Origin of the sequence: Paenarthrobacter sp. YAF11_1, from assembly GCF_052113445.1 — a bacterium.
Classification (GTDB): Bacteria; Actinomycetota; Actinomycetes; order Actinomycetales; family Micrococcaceae; genus Arthrobacter.
Genome location: NZ_JBFRDF010000005.1, coordinates 16,180 through 31,020 on the forward strand (window position 1 = coordinate 16,180; position 14,841 = coordinate 31,020).

Here is a 14,841-nt window from a genome sequence, read left to right on the forward strand (position 1 = left end):
CTTAGTCCTTATCGTTGTTGCCGTTGCCGTTATTGCCATTGTTCCCGTTGCCGCCGTTTCCGTTACCGGAGGACGGTGCGGGGTTCGGCGTGGTGGGTGCCTGCGTCGTGTTGCGCTGCGGGGCTGCCGTGCCCAGCAGGTTGGACGGCGGCTGCTGGAACGGGTTGGTGCCGTAGGCCGGGGCAACCGACAACATGTAGTTGGTGAACTGCGGACCGGCAATCATGTAACCGTCGATGGCCGGGTAGAACTTGCCGTTGACGGTCAGATTGCGACCGGGACGGAGCTGGTTGTCCAACGGGTCGCCGAACCAAGAGGCCGTTGCCAGACCGGTGGTGTAACCCACAACCCAAGTTGAACCGTTGGAGTCGTTGGTACCCGTCTTGGCGGCAACCGGGAAGTTGCCCTTCGTGGAAAGCGACGGGCGGATCAGCGAACCCGACCCTGCATTCAGAACTTCCTGCATGGCGTACGCAACGCCACGGGCAACCTCGGGCTTTACCGCGTCCTTACAGTTGGAGGACTGGGCCGGCAGTTCAGCGCCCGACTGGTCCTTCACCGATGTGATGGCGATCGGTTCGCAGTATTTGCCGTCAGCGGCGAAGGTCGCGAAAGCGGCGGCCATGGTCAGGGGCGCAGTCTGAGTGGCACCGATCAGGTTGGACAGCGTGGTCATCGGAACCTTGGGGTTCGGATCAGTGACCTTGCCCGTGTCATCGCGGCTCGGGAGTCCACCGTGGATGCCGGTGGCATCCACGATGCCCTGAATACCGCAAAGGTCAACCTGGGCTGCCGAAGCAAACGTCGCGGTGTTGATGGAGTTCATGAGGCCGTAAAGGACGGTCATGTTCCGGTAGTAGCCCTCATCCGAGTTCTGGAGGTCGAAGCTACCGGCCACGTTCCTGTCGTAGAACCCATTCACCGGTGTGGAGCAGGTGTTCCGCCAAGGGAAGTTCACACCGTACCTACGGACGCTCGCGTTGATGTTCTGGTTCATCGACTTGCCCTCGTTCAGCCATTGGGCGAACGTAAACGGTTTCATCGTCGAGCCTGGTTGGAAGCCACCGATGCCGTTGAGGTCGTTGCCGTTGGCGTCCAGGACGTCAACGTTGAAGTTCTGGGTCTGATCGAACTTGCCCTCTTGAGGCAGCCAGACGGTGTTCTGGGCCATGCTGACGATCTGGCCCGTACCCGGCTGGACGGAGGTGATCGAGGCCCCCCACTTGTCCGGGTTGGCTCCGGCCGTGGCATCAACCTGCTGCTGTGCCACAGTCTGGGCGGTGGGATCAAGGGTGGTCTGGATGGTGAGGCCGCCACGCTGGACGCGCTTGATGCGCTCTTCCGTGGTGTCACCGTACGCCGGGTTGTTGAAGAGCAGGTGAAGGACGTAGTCACAGAAGTACGGCGCCATGGTGGCGTACGCGCAACCCTGACGGGCGGGAGTGACCTTGGTGGTGACCGGGGTGGCAACGGCTTCGTCGTACTCAGCCTGCGTGATCTTGCCCTGGTTCACCATGGCAGCGAGGACAAGGTCGCGGCGCTTCTGCGCGTTGTCCGGGTTCGCGATGGGATCGAACGCCGAGGGGCTGTTCACGAGGCCGGCCAGGAGGGCGGCCTGCGGAAGCGTCAGGTCCTTGGCGGTGGTGCTGAAGAAGAATTTGGAGGCAGCTTCGATTCCGTAAGCGTCACGGTTGAAGAAGACGATGTTGAGGTAGCCCTCGAGGATCTGCTCCTTGGAGAACTTCTTCTCCAGGGCGATGGCGAGCTTCATTTCGCGGAGCTTGTCGCCCACGCCCTTGCCGCCACCATTGAGCTTGACGTCTTCTTCGCGGTCGGACGCCACCAGGGACTCGTTGATGACGTTGTTCACGTACTGCTGCGTGATGGTGGACGCGCCCTGCTTGTTGCCGCGGGCGGTGCTGACAATGGCTCGCATGATGCCGGTGGTGTCGATGCCGCCGTGCTCATAGAAACGGCTGTCCTCGATCGCGATGACAGCGTCCTTGATGAACGGGCTCATCGAATCCAGGGGAACCTTGGTCCGGTTCTCCGCGTAGATCGAGGCGATCGGCGTACCGTCCTTCGCCAGGATCGTGGTGTTCTGGCTGGGCGGATCCACCTGAAGCTCCGCCGGCAGAGTGTCAAAGAACTGTATTGAACCACTTGCGGCACTGCCCGAAACGGCGGCTGCGGGGACCAGAAGGCCCGCCACCAGGACGCCACAAATCGCGCTCACACCGAGGAAACCTAGAATCTTTCCGAGGGTGGTGGCAGTGTCGAATAGTGGGTTCTTGCGAGTCACCATGTTTTCCACTTTACCGGCAAGGGCTAGGCTTTCTGTCATGACCAAATGGGAGTACGCCACGATTCCGCTCATAATCCACGCCACGAAGCAGATCCTGGACCAGTGGGGCGAAGACGGCTGGGAGCTTGTCCAGGTCGTCGGTGGCCCCGATGGCAAAGGCCTTGTTGCATACCTGAAGAGGGAGAAGCAGTAACCATGACCACCCCCGCAGAAACCACGTCTCCCGCGGAATCCGGTGCCCCCACGTCTGCTGTGGAGCAGCGCCTGGCGGAGCTCGGATTGACCCTCCCCGAGGTCGCCGCACCCGTTGCCGACTACGTGCCGGCCATCGTCTCCGGCAACTACGTTTACACGTCCGGACAGCTGCCCTTTATTAACGGCAAACTCGAAGCTAAGGGCAAGGTCTCCCTCGGTGAGTTGGGCACGTCCGACGAACCTACTGTTGATCCCGAAGACGCCAAGCGCTACGCCGCAATCTGCGCCATCAACGCCCTGGCAGCAGTCAAGAGCGTCATCGGCGACCTCGACCGCATCACCCGCATCGTCAAGGTGGTGGGTTTCGTAGCCTCCGAGTCCACCTTCACCGGCCAGCCCGGCGTCATCAACGGCGCGTCCGAACTCCTCGGCCAGGTTCTGGGCGAGGCAGGCAAGCACGCACGCTCCGCCGTCGGCGTTTCTGTCCTGCCGCTCGACTCTCCTGTTGAAGTCGAGCTCATCGCTGAATTCAGCTAAGGAACCGGTTCACCCCCTTGCCGCAGCTAGCCCGCCGCCTGTTTGTACTGCCTCCCGAACTCGAAGGGGCGGCTCGAAACTGGCTTGAACTTGGCGAGCGGACCCCCAGGGCCGCCCGCCATGCATCGTCCGTTGTGCTGTTGCGCGACTCGCCCACCGGTTTGGAGACCTGGCTTGGTTACAGGCCAGGTTCCTCGCCGTTGGGCGTTGTCGCGTTCCCGGGCGGTTCCCTTGACCCGTCCGACGACGATCCTGTCGGGTGGGTAGGCCCCACGCCCCAGCAGTGGGCTGAGCATATGGGAACGGACGACGTCGGACTCGCCCGCCGTCACGTGGTGGGCGCCATCCGCGAACTCTTTGAAGAAACCGGTGTCCTGCTCGCCGGACCGGATGCTTCCTCCACCGTTGAGGCCAACTCAACGGTGGATTGGATGCGGGCCCGGGAAGCCGTGGCGGCTCAGGAAAAATCATTCACGGAGATGCTTTCCAAGCGTGGGCTGTCTCTCCGCACTGATCTGCTCAAACCTCTGGTGAACTGGCTAAGCCCGGACTTTGCGCATGCCCGGTTCAACACGAGGTACTTTGCCGCAACAGTCCCCGTAAACCAGCAGCCCAGCATCCTGGAAAGCAAGGGCGTGTGGGGTCGCTGGGTGACTGCAGCCGAAGCGATCGCCCTCAGGGAGACCCCGGCGCTCGGCGACGAAGTTGGACAGCCGAATACTGTGGGCCTCACCTTGGGTCAGCTTTTGGTTCCAGGCTCCGAAATCATGCTCGAGAAAATGGCGGCCTCCAATGGGTGCATCGCCTATCTGAGCTACAAACGCAAAGCGCATGTGTACCAGGCGAAGCTCGTGGACGAAGGCGGAATCCTGATGCTCGAGGTCGAGGCAGCACGGACCATCGCCGGAGAGCCCCAGCGCGAACGCTAGCCCCCCATCTGACCCTCTCTCACATCCCGCGGGTTTGGGCCGGACGGTCTCTCATGTCCCGCGGGTTTGAGCGCGACCGTCTCTCACTACCCTTCCGCAGCCGGAGCCGAGCCCGGTTCGCCGTTCGTCGCCCGGAGGTAGACGTCCGCCAGGTGCCTCAAGTGCGGTACCAAGGCAGGTGGCGACTCGACAGTGAAATCCATGCCAAGCATGCCGATGTACGCGGCGATCGTTTCGAGGCTGTCGGCTCCGGTGACCAGCACGGACTCGGTCTCGGAGATCGACTCCACCACCCCGACCGTGTGGTTGATTCGAGCAAGGACGGCCTCTGCGGGTGCGGCGACGCGAAGACGAGCGTGCACTTTCCAGCCGCTGGCGGCGATCGAGCGCATGGCGAACGCAGTATAGTCTCCACCTGGCAGCGGTGACGGGGAGAACCGACGGCGGGTAGGCATCCGGGGTTCTATCAAGTCCGCACGGAAGACGCCCCACTCATCGGCGACAGGGTCCCGACCCACCAGGTACCAGCGCCGTTGCCAGTTCAGCAGACGGTAAGGCTCCACAAGCCTGGACGTACCGCGGTCATCGAACCGGAACCATTCGACGTCGCGGATGGCAGCGGCAATGGCCGCTAGAACAGAGTGGTTGACCTCAGGATCGGGTGCGTCCGTTCCGTTGTTCTCTGGTGCGCGGTCGACTTTTGACAGGGCGGTAACCGTGGGCCGCAGCCTCGCCGGAAGTACCTGTTCGAGTTTCGCGAGGGCACGGGCACTCGACTCGGCAATGCCCGCGATGCCCGTTGCCGTGCGGAGGCCAATAGCGACGGCGACGGCTTCCTCGTCGTCGAGGAGCAGCGGCGGTAGCTTACCGCCGGCACCGAGGCGATAGCCTCCCGCTGTCCCGCGGGTCGCATCCACCGGGTAGCCTAGCTCCCGCAATCGGTCGATGTCTTTGCGAACCGTGCGCGTCGAAACGCCGAGGCGGTCAGCGAGGTCCGTGCCTGTCCAATCGGGCCGGGTCTGCAGGAGCGAGAGGAGAGCCAAGAGACGTTCAGCTGTAGAAGACATCGTGGGAAATTCCTGATTCTTTTAGGAAGAAAAGGTTCCTATATCGACCGTATCGTCTTAATCATGATGAATATCACAGAAGCGAGTATCGATATCCGCGACTTCCGCCTCGACGTTCCCCAGGCGGAACTTGATGATCTGATGGAGCGCCTGGCCCGGACCCGGCTGCCCCAAGAGGCGCCCGTTGACGACTGGGACGCAGGGACCCCTAACTCCTACCTTCGCGAAGCCGTGCACGCTTGGACCACCAGCTTCGACTGGAGGGCCCAGGAAGCGCGCATCAACGCCGTTCAGCATTTCACCACTGAGATCGATGGACAGCATTTCCACTTCATCCATGTGCGCTCACCACATCCGGGAGCCACTCCGCTGCTCCTGGCCCACACGTACCCCGGCTCGTCCATCGACTACCTTGACATGATCGATGAACTCACCGATCCCGTGGCGCACGGCGGACGAGCTGAGGACGCCTTCGACGTAGTGGTCCCCGATGCCCCCGGCTACGGATTTTCTTTTCCTGTGGCCGAATCCGGGTGGAACACTGCACGCGTGGCCCGGGCTTATGACGCTCTCATGCGCGGGCTTGGCTACACCCACTACGGAATCCACGGATCTGACAACGGCGCGATGGTGGCCCGGGAGCTCGGGCTCTTGAACCCTGACGGATTCCTTGGCCTCCACGTGCTGCAGCTCTTTTCATTCCCCTCGGGTGACCCCGCCGAGTTTGAGAAGCTTGAGCCGCAAGACTATGCCGGGCTTGCCCACATGGAATGGTTCCAGTCAGTGGGAGGCTACAACACCATGAACGCAAGCCGGCCGCAGACCGTGGCCGTGGGACTGAGCGACTCGCCTGTGGGGCTGTTGGCTTACAGCGAGTTGTTCAACTCGTTCGGAAACGGCACCTCGCTGGTCCCGCTCGAAAAGATCCTCGCCGAAGTCACCGTGAACTGGTTCGCGAACGCGGCGTCAGGCATGAGTCGGAGCTACCTCGATAACGCGCGAGCCCAGGCAGAGCCCCAGGTCAATATGGCGCCCACCGGGGTGGCAGTTTTCAAGGACGACTTCCAGACGATCCGTGTCTTCGCCGAGCGCGACAACTCAAACATCGTGCATTGGAGCCGGTTTGAGGAGGGCGGCCACTTCGCCGCCTTGGAAGTGCCATCGCTCGTAGCCGGGGACATTCGAGCATTCTTCGGGCTGCTACGCGCTGCGCGGTAACTCTGGTAATCGAAACAAAAAAGCCGCCCCGGTAACGACCGGGGCGGCTTTGAGTTGAGGCGTTTAGCGCGAACGCTGGCGGAGACGCTGCATGTCCAGAATCACCACGGCGCGTGCTTCCAAGCGGAGCCAACCGCGCTGGACGAACTCGGCCAGTGCCTTGTTCACGGTTTCGCGGGAAGCGCCCACCAGCTGGGCCAGTTCTTCCTGAGTGAGCTCGTGGGCCACCAGGACGCCGTCCGTTGCGGGACGACCAAAGCGGTCGGCCAGGTCCAGAAGGGCCTTGGCAACACGGCCCGGAACGTCCGAGAAGACGAGGTCGGACAGGGAGTCGTTGGTACGGCGGAGGCGACGGGCCAGGGCCTGCAGCAGCTGCGCGGAAACCTCGGGGCGCGTGCGGAGCAGCGCGTTGAGGCTCTCGTTCTTGAGGCCGGCCAGACGGGTTTCCGAAACAGCGGTGGCCGTAGCGGTACGCGGGCTGGGGTCGAACAACGCCATTTCGCCAAAGAGCTCGCCCGGGCCGAGGATGGCCAGCAGGGACTCGCGGCCATCGGGGGAGGTGCGGCCGAGCTTCACCTTGCCGGAAACGATGAAGTAGAGCTGGTCACCCTGGTCGCCTTCGCGGAACACCGAAGCTCCACGTGAAAGGTCCACCTCGGTGAGTTCGTCCGTCAGCAAGCGGAATGCGTCGTCGTCAAGGGTGGCGAAGAGGGGTGCGCGGCGCAATACCTCGATGTCCATGAAATCTCCTGAATATAAGTTTCGGTCGTGGCGCTCAGGCCATTGTTTCAGAATTTTTAGGCTTCTGTGACGTACTTGGCACGTGAAACGCTGAAACTACGCGGATTTCGGCCGCGGAACACCGCAAATGGCGGCCCTGAACCGGCTTTTGGTGGCTGCTGCGGGTGATGTGACTAACGGTTGGTTGTCAGGGTCCACAACTACAATTGGCGCTACCCGGCTATGAGGAGCATTGGTGTTTGGCTTGACGATATTGGATTTGGCATTGATCTTGATGCTGCTGTCCTACCTGATCTATGGCCTGCGCAACGGCTTTATGGTCACGCTGGGTGGAATTGCAGGATTTGTGGTCGGCGCCATCGCGGCGTTTGTTGCCGTGCCGCTCGTAAGTGGCTGGGTGACGGACAGCGGTTGGAGGCTGACCGCCACGGTGGGTGCCGCCGTCGTGCTTATTGCTTTGGGTCATGGGTTGGGAACCATGATCGGGCGCAAAATCCGCCACGCCGTGCGGATCAAGCCGCTGCACGCCGTCGACCGGTTGATCGGCGGCGTGGTGAGCGTGGCGGTGGCTGCGCTGGTCATGTCCATGCTGGCATTCAGCATCAGTTCGCTGGGTGTGCCTTTTGTTTCCCAGCAGCTGGCCGGCTCCCGCGTGATCCGCTACATCGACACCATCACTCCAACGCCCGTCAAGAGCACCATGGCGCAGCTGCGGTCCACAGTGATCGGCGACGGCATTCCCAAACTCATCGAGGGCATCGGGCCCGTGACTCCGGTGCCCGTACCCAACGCCTCAACGGACACCCCCGCACTGAATCAGGCTGCCGAATCCGTCCTCAAGATCGCGGGCACAGCCTTTGAATGTGGCCAGAACCAGACCGGTTCCGGATTCGTCGTCTCGCCCGGGCGCGTCGTGACCAATGCGCACGTGGTAGCGGGCGTTTCGCAGCCGGTGGTGGAAGTTCCCGACGGCGGTGCGTTGCCGGGTCGGGTGGTGTACTTCGACCCCCAGCGGGACATCGCAGTCCTGGCCGTGGACGGCCTGCAGTCCAGCCCCCTGCCGATGAGTGCCGACCTGCCCGAAGGCAGCCCTGCGGCATTTGCCGGGTACCCGCACGGCGGTCCTTTCCAATCAAAGCCGGCCACCGTTCAAGGAATTTCGACCATTATTGTCCCGGACATCTACGGCGACAATCCCTCTCCGGAACTGGTCTACAAGCTGGCCGGTGACGTCCAGCCGGGCAACTCCGGCGGTCCGCTGCTGACCATGCAGGGCGAGGTGGCCGGGCTGATCTTCGCCAAGACCACCACCGATGCCGCCCTTGGCTTTGCCCTCACCATGGCAGACCTGGAGCCCGTGGCTGCGCAGGCCTCAGGACTCAGCAGCCCCGTATCGCCAGGTCAATGTACGCGTAAGTAACAGGCGCCTGTTGCCTCCCGGCCTGTTTTGACCGATCCTCTCTCACATCGTGAGCGTTTTGGGCCGATGCTCTCTCACCTTTTGGGCGCGATTCCCCGGCACCCTCCTGCCGCTATAGATTGGGAGCCATGACTGAAGCCACTCCCGCCACCGAAGCCGGTCGCGGCACCATCCTTGTGATCAATGGCCCCAACTTGAATCTGCTGGGTACCCGCGAGCCCGAAAAGTACGGCACGTCCACCTTGGCCGACGTTGAGCAACTCGCCATGTCGGCGGCTGCAGCCCACGGCTTCACTGTTGACTGCGTGCAGTCGAACCACGAGGGCGATCTCCTGGACGCGATCCACGCAGCACGTGGTACCGCCGTGGGGATTGTCATCAACGCCGGGGCCTATACGCACACCTCCGTGGCACTTCGTGACGCCCTGGCCGCAGTGCAGCTACCCGCCGTCGAAGTTCACATCACCAACGTCCACCAGCGTGAAGAGTTCCGTCACCACTCATACCTGTCGGGAGTCTGCACCGCGATCATCGTTGGCGCGGGCGTGCTTGGGTACAAGCTGGCCATCGATTACTTGGCGGAGGCCGTCTAAACCACGCGTTAGGTGAGTGAGGGTTCCCGGGTTGCCCGGGGGATGTGGAAGAGCGTCCGGTTCAAGCCCGTGGGATGTGAGCGAGCGTTCCCGGGAAAGCCCTCGGGATGTGAGCGAGCGTCAGAGGGCCGTGAACCGCAGCAGGATGGCGTGCTCCGGGTTCAGGACGGGCATGGGGAGCCCCACTTCGCCTAGGAACCGTCCCGTTGCTTCGGCTCCGGAGGCCAACCAGTGGGCGGGCTTCGCTTCGATGAACGTGTGCCCGTAATCGGCGTCCCCCGGTGAAGGAAAGATTGCCTCAACCCGGTAAGAGCGTGCGGGCTCCAGTCCTGGAATCGCCACTCGACCCGGCTGCTCGGCGAAGCCTGTCCGGGTCCTGACCACAGCGAACAGCGCGGCCGTGGCACCAACCGGTGTCCCGGCGTCGAGCCCTTCAGCGTCCGCAACAACACCGTGCAGCATCAGCGACTCGTCCGGCAGGTCGGCGCGGACCATTCGTCCACTGTGGATGAGGCCGCGGTGTTCCTTGTAGAGGCCGATGAAGCGCTTGAGTTCCTCACGCTCCGCGCCGGTGACGGAGCGGACGTCCCACTCCATGCCGAAGTGCCCGAACAATGCAGTGATGGCACGGAAGGAGAGGTCGTGCGTCCGCCCGGTGGTGTGCGACGTCGTAGGTCCAATGTGCCCACCCACCAGCTCCGGCGGAACCACCATGCCGGTCCAGCGCTGGATGGTCTGGCGTTCCAGGGCGTCGTTGCAGTCCGAAGCCCAGATGCGGTCCGTCCGCTCAAGGATCCCGAGGTCAACCCGCGCGCCACCGGAGGAGCAACTTTCAATTTCAACCCCGGGATGGGCCACGCGCAGCGCATCGAAGAGCCGGTACGCGGCCAAGGTCTGTTCGTGAACGGAGGCCCGGCCCGCACGCCCGTGCTCCACGAGGTCCCGGTTCTGGTCCCACTTGAGATAACTGATGTCGTTCTCGCGCAGCAAAGTATCCATGCGTTCGAAGATGTACTGCCACGCGTCCGGGTTCACGAGGTCGATCACGTGCTGCTGCCGCCACTCAAGAGGCAGCCGGCCACCGTCCTTGTGGGAAACGGCGGAAGGTCCCACGATCCATTCGGGATGCGCCCGGGCGATGTCGGAGTCGAGGTTGATCATTTCGGGTTCGACCCAGATGCCAAACTCCATGCCGCGAGAGGTCACTGCCTCGATCAACGGTGTCAGCCCGTTGGGCCACACCGCCTCGTCCACGTACCAGTCGCCCAGCCCGGCGTGGTCGTCGCGGCGCCCGCGGAACCAGCCGTCGTCGAGCACGAAGCGCTCCACACCGAGGTCGGCAGCGGACTCGGCCAGCTCCATCAGGGTGTCCAGATTGTGGTCGAAGTAGACCGCTTCCCAGGTGTTGAGGACTACTGGGCGCGGCTTGCCTGAGAGCGCGCCGACGTGATGCGGCCGTGAGCGGAACCAGCTGTAGAACGCCTCGCTGATGCCGTCCAGGCCGCGGTCTGAGTAGGCGGCAAACAGTGCAGGAGTGGTGTAACTTTCACCGGGCTGCAGGACCACTTCGGCAGGTCCCAGCAGCTCGGAGCCGCCTATCACGGTGCGCCCGTCAGCAACGCTGTCCGCGAATTCCTCATGGTTGCCGCTCCATGCCAGATGCGTGGCCCACACTTTGCCATGCCTGTTGCCGAAGCCGGCAGTCCCGGCAGCCAGCAGGAGGGAGGAGTCGTGCCCGGTGCGGCCGTGCCGCCCCGTGCGGACCCACGTTCCCTGCTGGATGGACCTGCGCTGCGGGTGACGCTCACGGCACCAGCGGCCGGTCAAATCCAAGAGTTCGACGGCGTCCGGCGCCACCGGGAGCATCGTCGCCACTTCATCGACCTGGTAAGGCGACGTGCCGTCGTTGGTGACTGTGTGCCGCATTTCCAGCAGCCCGCCCGAGTGCAAGGTGAGGTTGCTGGTCACGGTGATGCCGGCGTCGGGGTCTGCCTGGACAATCACGGCGGTGGACCCGCCCGCAGCGCTGCCGTCCGTCGTCGCGCTCTGCACCCGCAGGCGAACCGAGAAATCGAAGCCGGGTACGCCGTCGGTGATGCGGTGGCCGCGGAGCCCGGGCCTGCCCTGCCAGGCCGACGAAGCCTGGGGGAGGAGCCCGGCAGGGACGTTGGCGTCGATCGAGGACGGCGGGATGGGCTCGCTGAGTATCGCCAGGTCGGGCAGGGTGTCGCCCAGATCGGCTCCCCAGTGGGTGATCTCAGCCTCTCCGCGGTGGGTACTGATCACCAGGCTGGTGCCTGCGGAACGGAGATGGAGCGGGTGCATGTGTGAAGTCGCTTTCGAATCGAGGGCTCTGGGCTGAACGGCGTGTTGTGWGGCCCGCTCTGCGCGCTTCGCGAGGAACTTAGGGCGCAGAGCGGGCCTCACAACGGGTGGGTTACAACGGGTGGGGCTACTTGAAGAGGTTGTTGACCTGGTTGTTGGCTTCGGTCAACGAGGACGCGGGCTTCTTTCCGGAGAGTACGGCATCCATGGCCGGCTTCATGATGCCGTCAACCTTGGCAGCCTTGTCCGCGATGGGGAAGAGGAACGTGGTGCCGTCCTTCACATGCGTGGTGAAGGCGGAAACGTCGGTGCCCTTGTCAGCGAAGGCCTTGGCGGCAATCTCGGAGGAGCTGGCAAGAGCCGGGAAGACTACTGCCTTGCTGGCCACTACGTCCTGGCAAGCCGTGGAACCGAGGTATTCCACCCACTTGACGCTGGCTCCCGGGTTCTTGGTACCGGCCCAAATGGAGTCGGCCAAGCCGTTGAACATGGAAGCGCGCTCGCCGTTGGGTCCCTTGGGCGTGGGTGCGAAGGCAGTCTCGATGCCCTTGTAGGTCTGGTACTGGCCGATCAACCAGTCACCGTTGGTGTTGATCGCTGACTTTCCGGCGCCGAAGCTGTCCGGCATGCTGGCACCCACCGTGGTCTCCAGCTTGGGCATGTAGCCCTTCTCTACCAGGCCGGCCCACCAGGCGATGGTCTCCTGGAAACGGGGGTCGTCGTAGTTGAACTTGCCGCCCCACGGGTTCTTGTCCGTTGCGGTCCAACCGGTGGTGGCGGTCAGGAAGCTCCACTCGGTTTGGCCCTGGCCGGAACCACTGCCCGTCAGGCCCAGTCCGTAAGTGGCCACGTTGTTCTTGTCGAACCCTGCTTCGTCCCCGCGCTTGCCGTTCTTGTCCACGGTGAGGTGCGCAATGGTCTTCTCGTAGCTGCCACCGTCCTTCGGGTTCCAATCAAGCGAAGCCATCTGCTCTGCCGAGATCCCCGCGGCGTCAGTCATGGCCTTGTTGTAGAACAGGCCCACTGTGTCCCAGTCCTTCGGAAGGCCGTAGCGTTTGCCATCCTGGCCGACCCAAAGCTCCGGGAGCCCCTTGGTGTACGCGTCCAGCTTGATGCCGTCCTTCTCCACAGCCTCATCCAGGGAGAGCAACTGCTTCTTTGCGGCGTACTCGGGGTACTTGGAGAGGTGGTTGGTAAAGACGTCCGGGGCTGTTCCGGCCACGAAGCCATTGGTCAGGGTGGTCCAGTAGTCGTCCCATCCGCGCTGGGTGATCTTGACCTTGATATCCGGGTTGGCCTTGGTGAAGTCGTCAGCGCATTGCTGGTAGGCCGGGAGTTGGTTTGCGTCCCAGAGCCAGTAGTTGATCTCACCCTTGGCCTCGGTGGAAGCAGGGGAGGAGCCCCCACAGGCGGACAGGGTCAGGGCGATGGCGGCGGCAGCAGCGGCGACGCCGAGGGTTTTCTTCATAGCGAACCTTTCAAGGGTCTTTACAGAGGGGGTTTCAGGGTTGTTTTCAAGGGGGTTACTTGATTCCGGAGAATCCGATGGAGTTGACTACCTTCTTGCCGAAGGCGATGAACAGCAGGAAGATCGGCAGCGCTGCCACGAGGGTTCCGGCCATGAGCCCGGACCAGTCGAGGGCGCCTTGCGGTGACTGTGACTTGAAGACGCTCAGCCCCACCGTGAGCACGCGGACGTTCTCGTCCTGGCCCACCAGCAGCGGCCAGAAGTATTCGTTCCACTGACCGATGAAGGTCAGCAGCGCCAGGGTGGCGATGGGGGCGGCGGCGTTGGGAAGCACAATCTGGAAGAAGATGCGCAGGTGCTTGGCGCCGTCGAGCATTGCCGCTTCCTCCACCTCGCGGGACATGCTGAGGAAGAACTGGCGCAGGAAGAAGATGGCAAACGGAGTCATAAACAGGAACGGCAGGGACATTCCGGCCATGGTGTTCAGCAGCCCGAGGTTCTTGATCATCAGGAAGTTGGGCAGGGCCGTGAAGATCGGGGGAACCATCATGGTGGTCAGGAAGATGGCGAACACTTTGTTCCGGCCGGGCCAGCGCAACCGTGCGAAGGCGTAGGCGGCCATCGCGCTGAAGAACACCTGGCCGGCTGTGGTGATGGTGGCGAAGATGATGGAGTTGCGCAGGTAGAGCCAGAAGTTGATGGCCGCACCGGAGCCGCCGTCGGCGATTGCTTCTTCGGTGGTCTGCAGGCCAAGCACGCGTTTGAACGCGCCCCAACTGAAGTCGGCCGGCAGGAGGTTGCCGGCGTTGGAGGCCAGCGCGCTGTTGCTGGACAGTGCCGTCCGCAGCATCCACAGGAACGGTGCGATGGTGATGGCGAGGGCGACGGCGACCAGCACCCACGCGCCGATCCGGCGCCAGTTGAGGGGCTTCTTGCGATTACGGGGCAGGGTTGAGGTAGTCATGGCGGTTTCCTTAGTCCACATCCGGCTTAGTCCAGGTCCGATTCATTGCCCTTGAGGAACTTCATTTGCACGAAGGCCACCAGGGCGAGAATGACGAAGAGGATCACGGACAGGGCGGAGGCGTAGCCGAAGTCGGACTCGCCGAAGGCTTTTTGGTAGATGTACATCTGGATCACGCGGGAGGCGTTGACGGGGCCACCGTTGGTGGTGACGGCCACGGTGTCGAACACCTGGAAGGAGCCGATCACGGTGACTACCAGCACCAACACCAACACGGGGCGGAGCAGTGGCATGGTGACGCTCCAGAACGTCCTGGTGGGGGACGCGCCGTCGAGGTTTGCTACCTCATAGAGGTGGTTGGGGATGGATTGCAGGCCCGCGAAAATCAGCAGCGCGGTGTACCCCATGTGCCGCCAGACGTTCACGAACGCGATGGTGGGAATGGCCCATTGTTCGCTGCCGAAGAAGGCGACGCGGGGAAGCCCTACCCAGCTCATGACTTCGTTGACGATGCCCAGCTGGTAATCGAGCATCCAGAACCAGAGGAGGGCGACGATGACGTTGGCCACCAGGAACGGAAGCAGCAGTGCCCCGCGGACGAACGTGGACTTGGCAACCCGGTGCATCAGCAGGGCCAGGCCCAGGGCAATGACGGTCTGGAAGCCGATGTTGAGGCCGACGTACTGGAGGGTGACGCCCATGGCGTTCCAGAACAGTTCGTCTGCGAAGATCGCGGTGTAGTTCTTGATCCCGATCCAGGTGGGCTCGCCCAGGATGCTGTATTCCGTGAAGCTGAGGTAAATGCCGCGGATGGTGGGGACCAGGAAGAAAGCTACGAAGCCGATCATGGCCGGGAAGATGAAGAAGAGAGCGATTTTCAGGTCGCCGAGGCGGCTGGTCATGCTGCGTTTGGCAGGTTGGAGCTTGCGTCCGTGGTTGCCTCCGGAACGCCCCGAAGCCTTCCCGGTTTGCTTGGTTAGCGTGGTCATCGTCGACCCTTTCCTGACTGTGATGGGGGTAACAACTGGATGTGAATCTACACGAGTAGATTTGGATAGCGCAAGACATGACAGCACTTT

The 14,841-nt window shown here is 62.9% G+C and carries 13 protein-coding genes; 6 read left to right on the forward strand and 7 right to left on the reverse strand.

What is annotated here, in order from left to right; all coding sequences use genetic code 11:
* Position 1: 1 nt before the first annotated feature.
* Positions 2–2,344 carry a transglycosylase domain-containing protein gene (locus tag AB4Y77_RS09930; RefSeq protein WP_442013799.1) on the reverse strand — a complete coding sequence of 781 codons (2,343 nt, stop codon included), beginning with the start codon at positions 2,342–2,344 and terminating at the stop codon, positions 2–4.
* Between AB4Y77_RS09930 and AB4Y77_RS09935 the strand changes: the two genes are divergently transcribed.
* The 3 genes from AB4Y77_RS09935 to AB4Y77_RS09945 are packed head-to-tail and all read left to right on the forward strand — an operon-like array spanning position 2,343 to position 3,966.
* Positions 2,343–2,498, forward strand: a complete 156-nt coding sequence (locus tag AB4Y77_RS09935) for a DUF4177 domain-containing protein (protein WP_011775990.1) — start codon at positions 2,343–2,345, stop codon at positions 2,496–2,498. The two genes, AB4Y77_RS09930 and AB4Y77_RS09935, sit on opposite strands and share 2 nt — an antisense overlap.
* Before the next feature lie 2 nt (positions 2,499–2,500).
* Positions 2,501–3,037: a RidA family protein gene (locus AB4Y77_RS09940; protein ID WP_354229291.1), complete on the forward strand. Its 537-nt coding sequence runs from the start codon at positions 2,501–2,503 to the stop codon at positions 3,035–3,037.
* A 17-nt stretch (positions 3,038–3,054) separates the two neighbouring features.
* On the forward strand, positions 3,055–3,966 hold the full coding sequence (locus AB4Y77_RS09945) for an NUDIX hydrolase (RefSeq protein WP_311215365.1): 912 nt from the start codon (positions 3,055–3,057) through the stop codon (positions 3,964–3,966).
* A gap of 86 nt (positions 3,967–4,052) precedes the next feature.
* Here AB4Y77_RS09945 and AB4Y77_RS09950 read toward each other — a convergent pair whose 3' ends face one another.
* Complete coding sequence (locus AB4Y77_RS09950; protein WP_442013800.1) at positions 4,053–5,033, reverse strand: helix-turn-helix transcriptional regulator; 981 nt, start codon at positions 5,031–5,033, stop codon at positions 4,053–4,055.
* Between the two features lie 63 nt (positions 5,034–5,096).
* Between AB4Y77_RS09950 and AB4Y77_RS09955 the strand changes: the two genes are divergently transcribed.
* Entirely contained in the window at positions 5,097–6,251 is a 1,155-nt protein-coding gene (locus tag AB4Y77_RS09955; RefSeq protein ID WP_442013801.1) for an epoxide hydrolase family protein, read from the forward strand.
* Between the two features lie 63 nt (positions 6,252–6,314).
* On the opposite strand, the gene AB4Y77_RS09960 is transcribed toward AB4Y77_RS09955, so the two are convergent.
* Positions 6,315–6,992: a Crp/Fnr family transcriptional regulator gene (locus tag AB4Y77_RS09960; protein WP_011775987.1), complete on the reverse strand. Its 678-nt coding sequence runs from the start codon at positions 6,990–6,992 to the stop codon at positions 6,315–6,317.
* A 235-nt stretch (positions 6,993–7,227) separates the two neighbouring features.
* Between AB4Y77_RS09960 and AB4Y77_RS09965 the strand changes: the two genes are divergently transcribed.
* Positions 7,228–8,412 (forward strand): MarP family serine protease, encoded by a 1,185-nt coding sequence (locus tag AB4Y77_RS09965; RefSeq protein WP_442013802.1) that lies wholly within the window; start codon positions 7,228–7,230, stop codon positions 8,410–8,412.
* A 128-nt stretch (positions 8,413–8,540) separates the two neighbouring features.
* On the forward strand, positions 8,541–9,005 hold the full coding sequence (gene aroQ, locus AB4Y77_RS09970; RefSeq protein ID WP_311214083.1) for a type II 3-dehydroquinate dehydratase: 465 nt from the start codon (positions 8,541–8,543) through the stop codon (positions 9,003–9,005).
* Positions 9,006–9,125: 120 nt separating this feature from the next.
* Here aroQ and AB4Y77_RS09975 read toward each other — a convergent pair whose 3' ends face one another.
* From AB4Y77_RS09975 to AB4Y77_RS09990, 4 genes are all read right to left on the reverse strand, one after another.
* Entirely contained in the window at positions 9,126–11,330 is a 2,205-nt protein-coding gene (locus AB4Y77_RS09975; protein ID WP_442013803.1) for an alpha-galactosidase, read from the reverse strand.
* A 127-nt stretch (positions 11,331–11,457) separates the two neighbouring features.
* A complete protein-coding gene (locus AB4Y77_RS09980) occupies positions 11,458–12,798 on the reverse strand; it encodes an ABC transporter substrate-binding protein (RefSeq protein WP_442013804.1) in 1,341 nt (446 codons plus the stop codon).
* Positions 12,799–12,853: 55 nt separating this feature from the next.
* Positions 12,854–13,762, reverse strand: a complete 909-nt coding sequence (locus AB4Y77_RS09985; protein WP_311214080.1) for a carbohydrate ABC transporter permease — start codon at positions 13,760–13,762, stop codon at positions 12,854–12,856.
* 26 nt (positions 13,763–13,788) lie between these two features.
* Positions 13,789–14,751 carry a carbohydrate ABC transporter permease gene (locus AB4Y77_RS09990; RefSeq protein ID WP_442013805.1) on the reverse strand — a complete coding sequence of 321 codons (963 nt, stop codon included), beginning with the start codon at positions 14,749–14,751 and terminating at the stop codon, positions 13,789–13,791.
* Positions 14,752–14,841: the final 90 nt, after the last annotated feature.

Bases quoted from the DNA above. Each gene is read 5' to 3' on its own strand.
- AB4Y77_RS09990 (WP_442013805.1), bottom strand. From the start codon at position 14,751: ATGACCACGCTAACCAAGCAAACCGGGAAGGCTTCGGGGCGTTCCGGA.
- AB4Y77_RS09980 (WP_442013804.1), bottom strand. From the start codon at position 12,798: ATGAAGAAAACCCTCGGCGTCGCCGCTGCTGCCGCCGCCATCGCCCTG.
- AB4Y77_RS09955 (WP_442013801.1), top strand. From the start codon at position 5,097: ATGATGAATATCACAGAAGCGAGTATCGATATCCGCGACTTCCGCCTC.
- AB4Y77_RS09935 (WP_011775990.1), top strand. From the start codon at position 2,343: ATGACCAAATGGGAGTACGCCACGATTCCGCTCATAATCCACGCCACG.
- AB4Y77_RS09930 (WP_442013799.1), bottom strand. From the start codon at position 2,344: ATGACAGAAAGCCTAGCCCTTGCCGGTAAAGTGGAAAACATGGTGACT.
- AB4Y77_RS09975 (WP_442013803.1), bottom strand. From the start codon at position 11,330: ATGCACCCGCTCCATCTCCGTTCCGCAGGCACCAGCCTGGTGATCAGT.
- AB4Y77_RS09985 (WP_311214080.1), bottom strand. From the start codon at position 13,762: ATGACTACCTCAACCCTGCCCCGTAATCGCAAGAAGCCCCTCAACTGG.
- AB4Y77_RS09960 (WP_011775987.1), bottom strand. From the start codon at position 6,992: ATGGACATCGAGGTATTGCGCCGCGCACCCCTCTTCGCCACCCTTGAC.
- AB4Y77_RS09940 (WP_354229291.1), top strand. From the start codon at position 2,501: ATGACCACCCCCGCAGAAACCACGTCTCCCGCGGAATCCGGTGCCCCC.
- AB4Y77_RS09950 (WP_442013800.1), bottom strand. From the start codon at position 5,033: ATGTCTTCTACAGCTGAACGTCTCTTGGCTCTCCTCTCGCTCCTGCAG.
- aroQ (WP_311214083.1), top strand. From the start codon at position 8,541: ATGACTGAAGCCACTCCCGCCACCGAAGCCGGTCGCGGCACCATCCTT.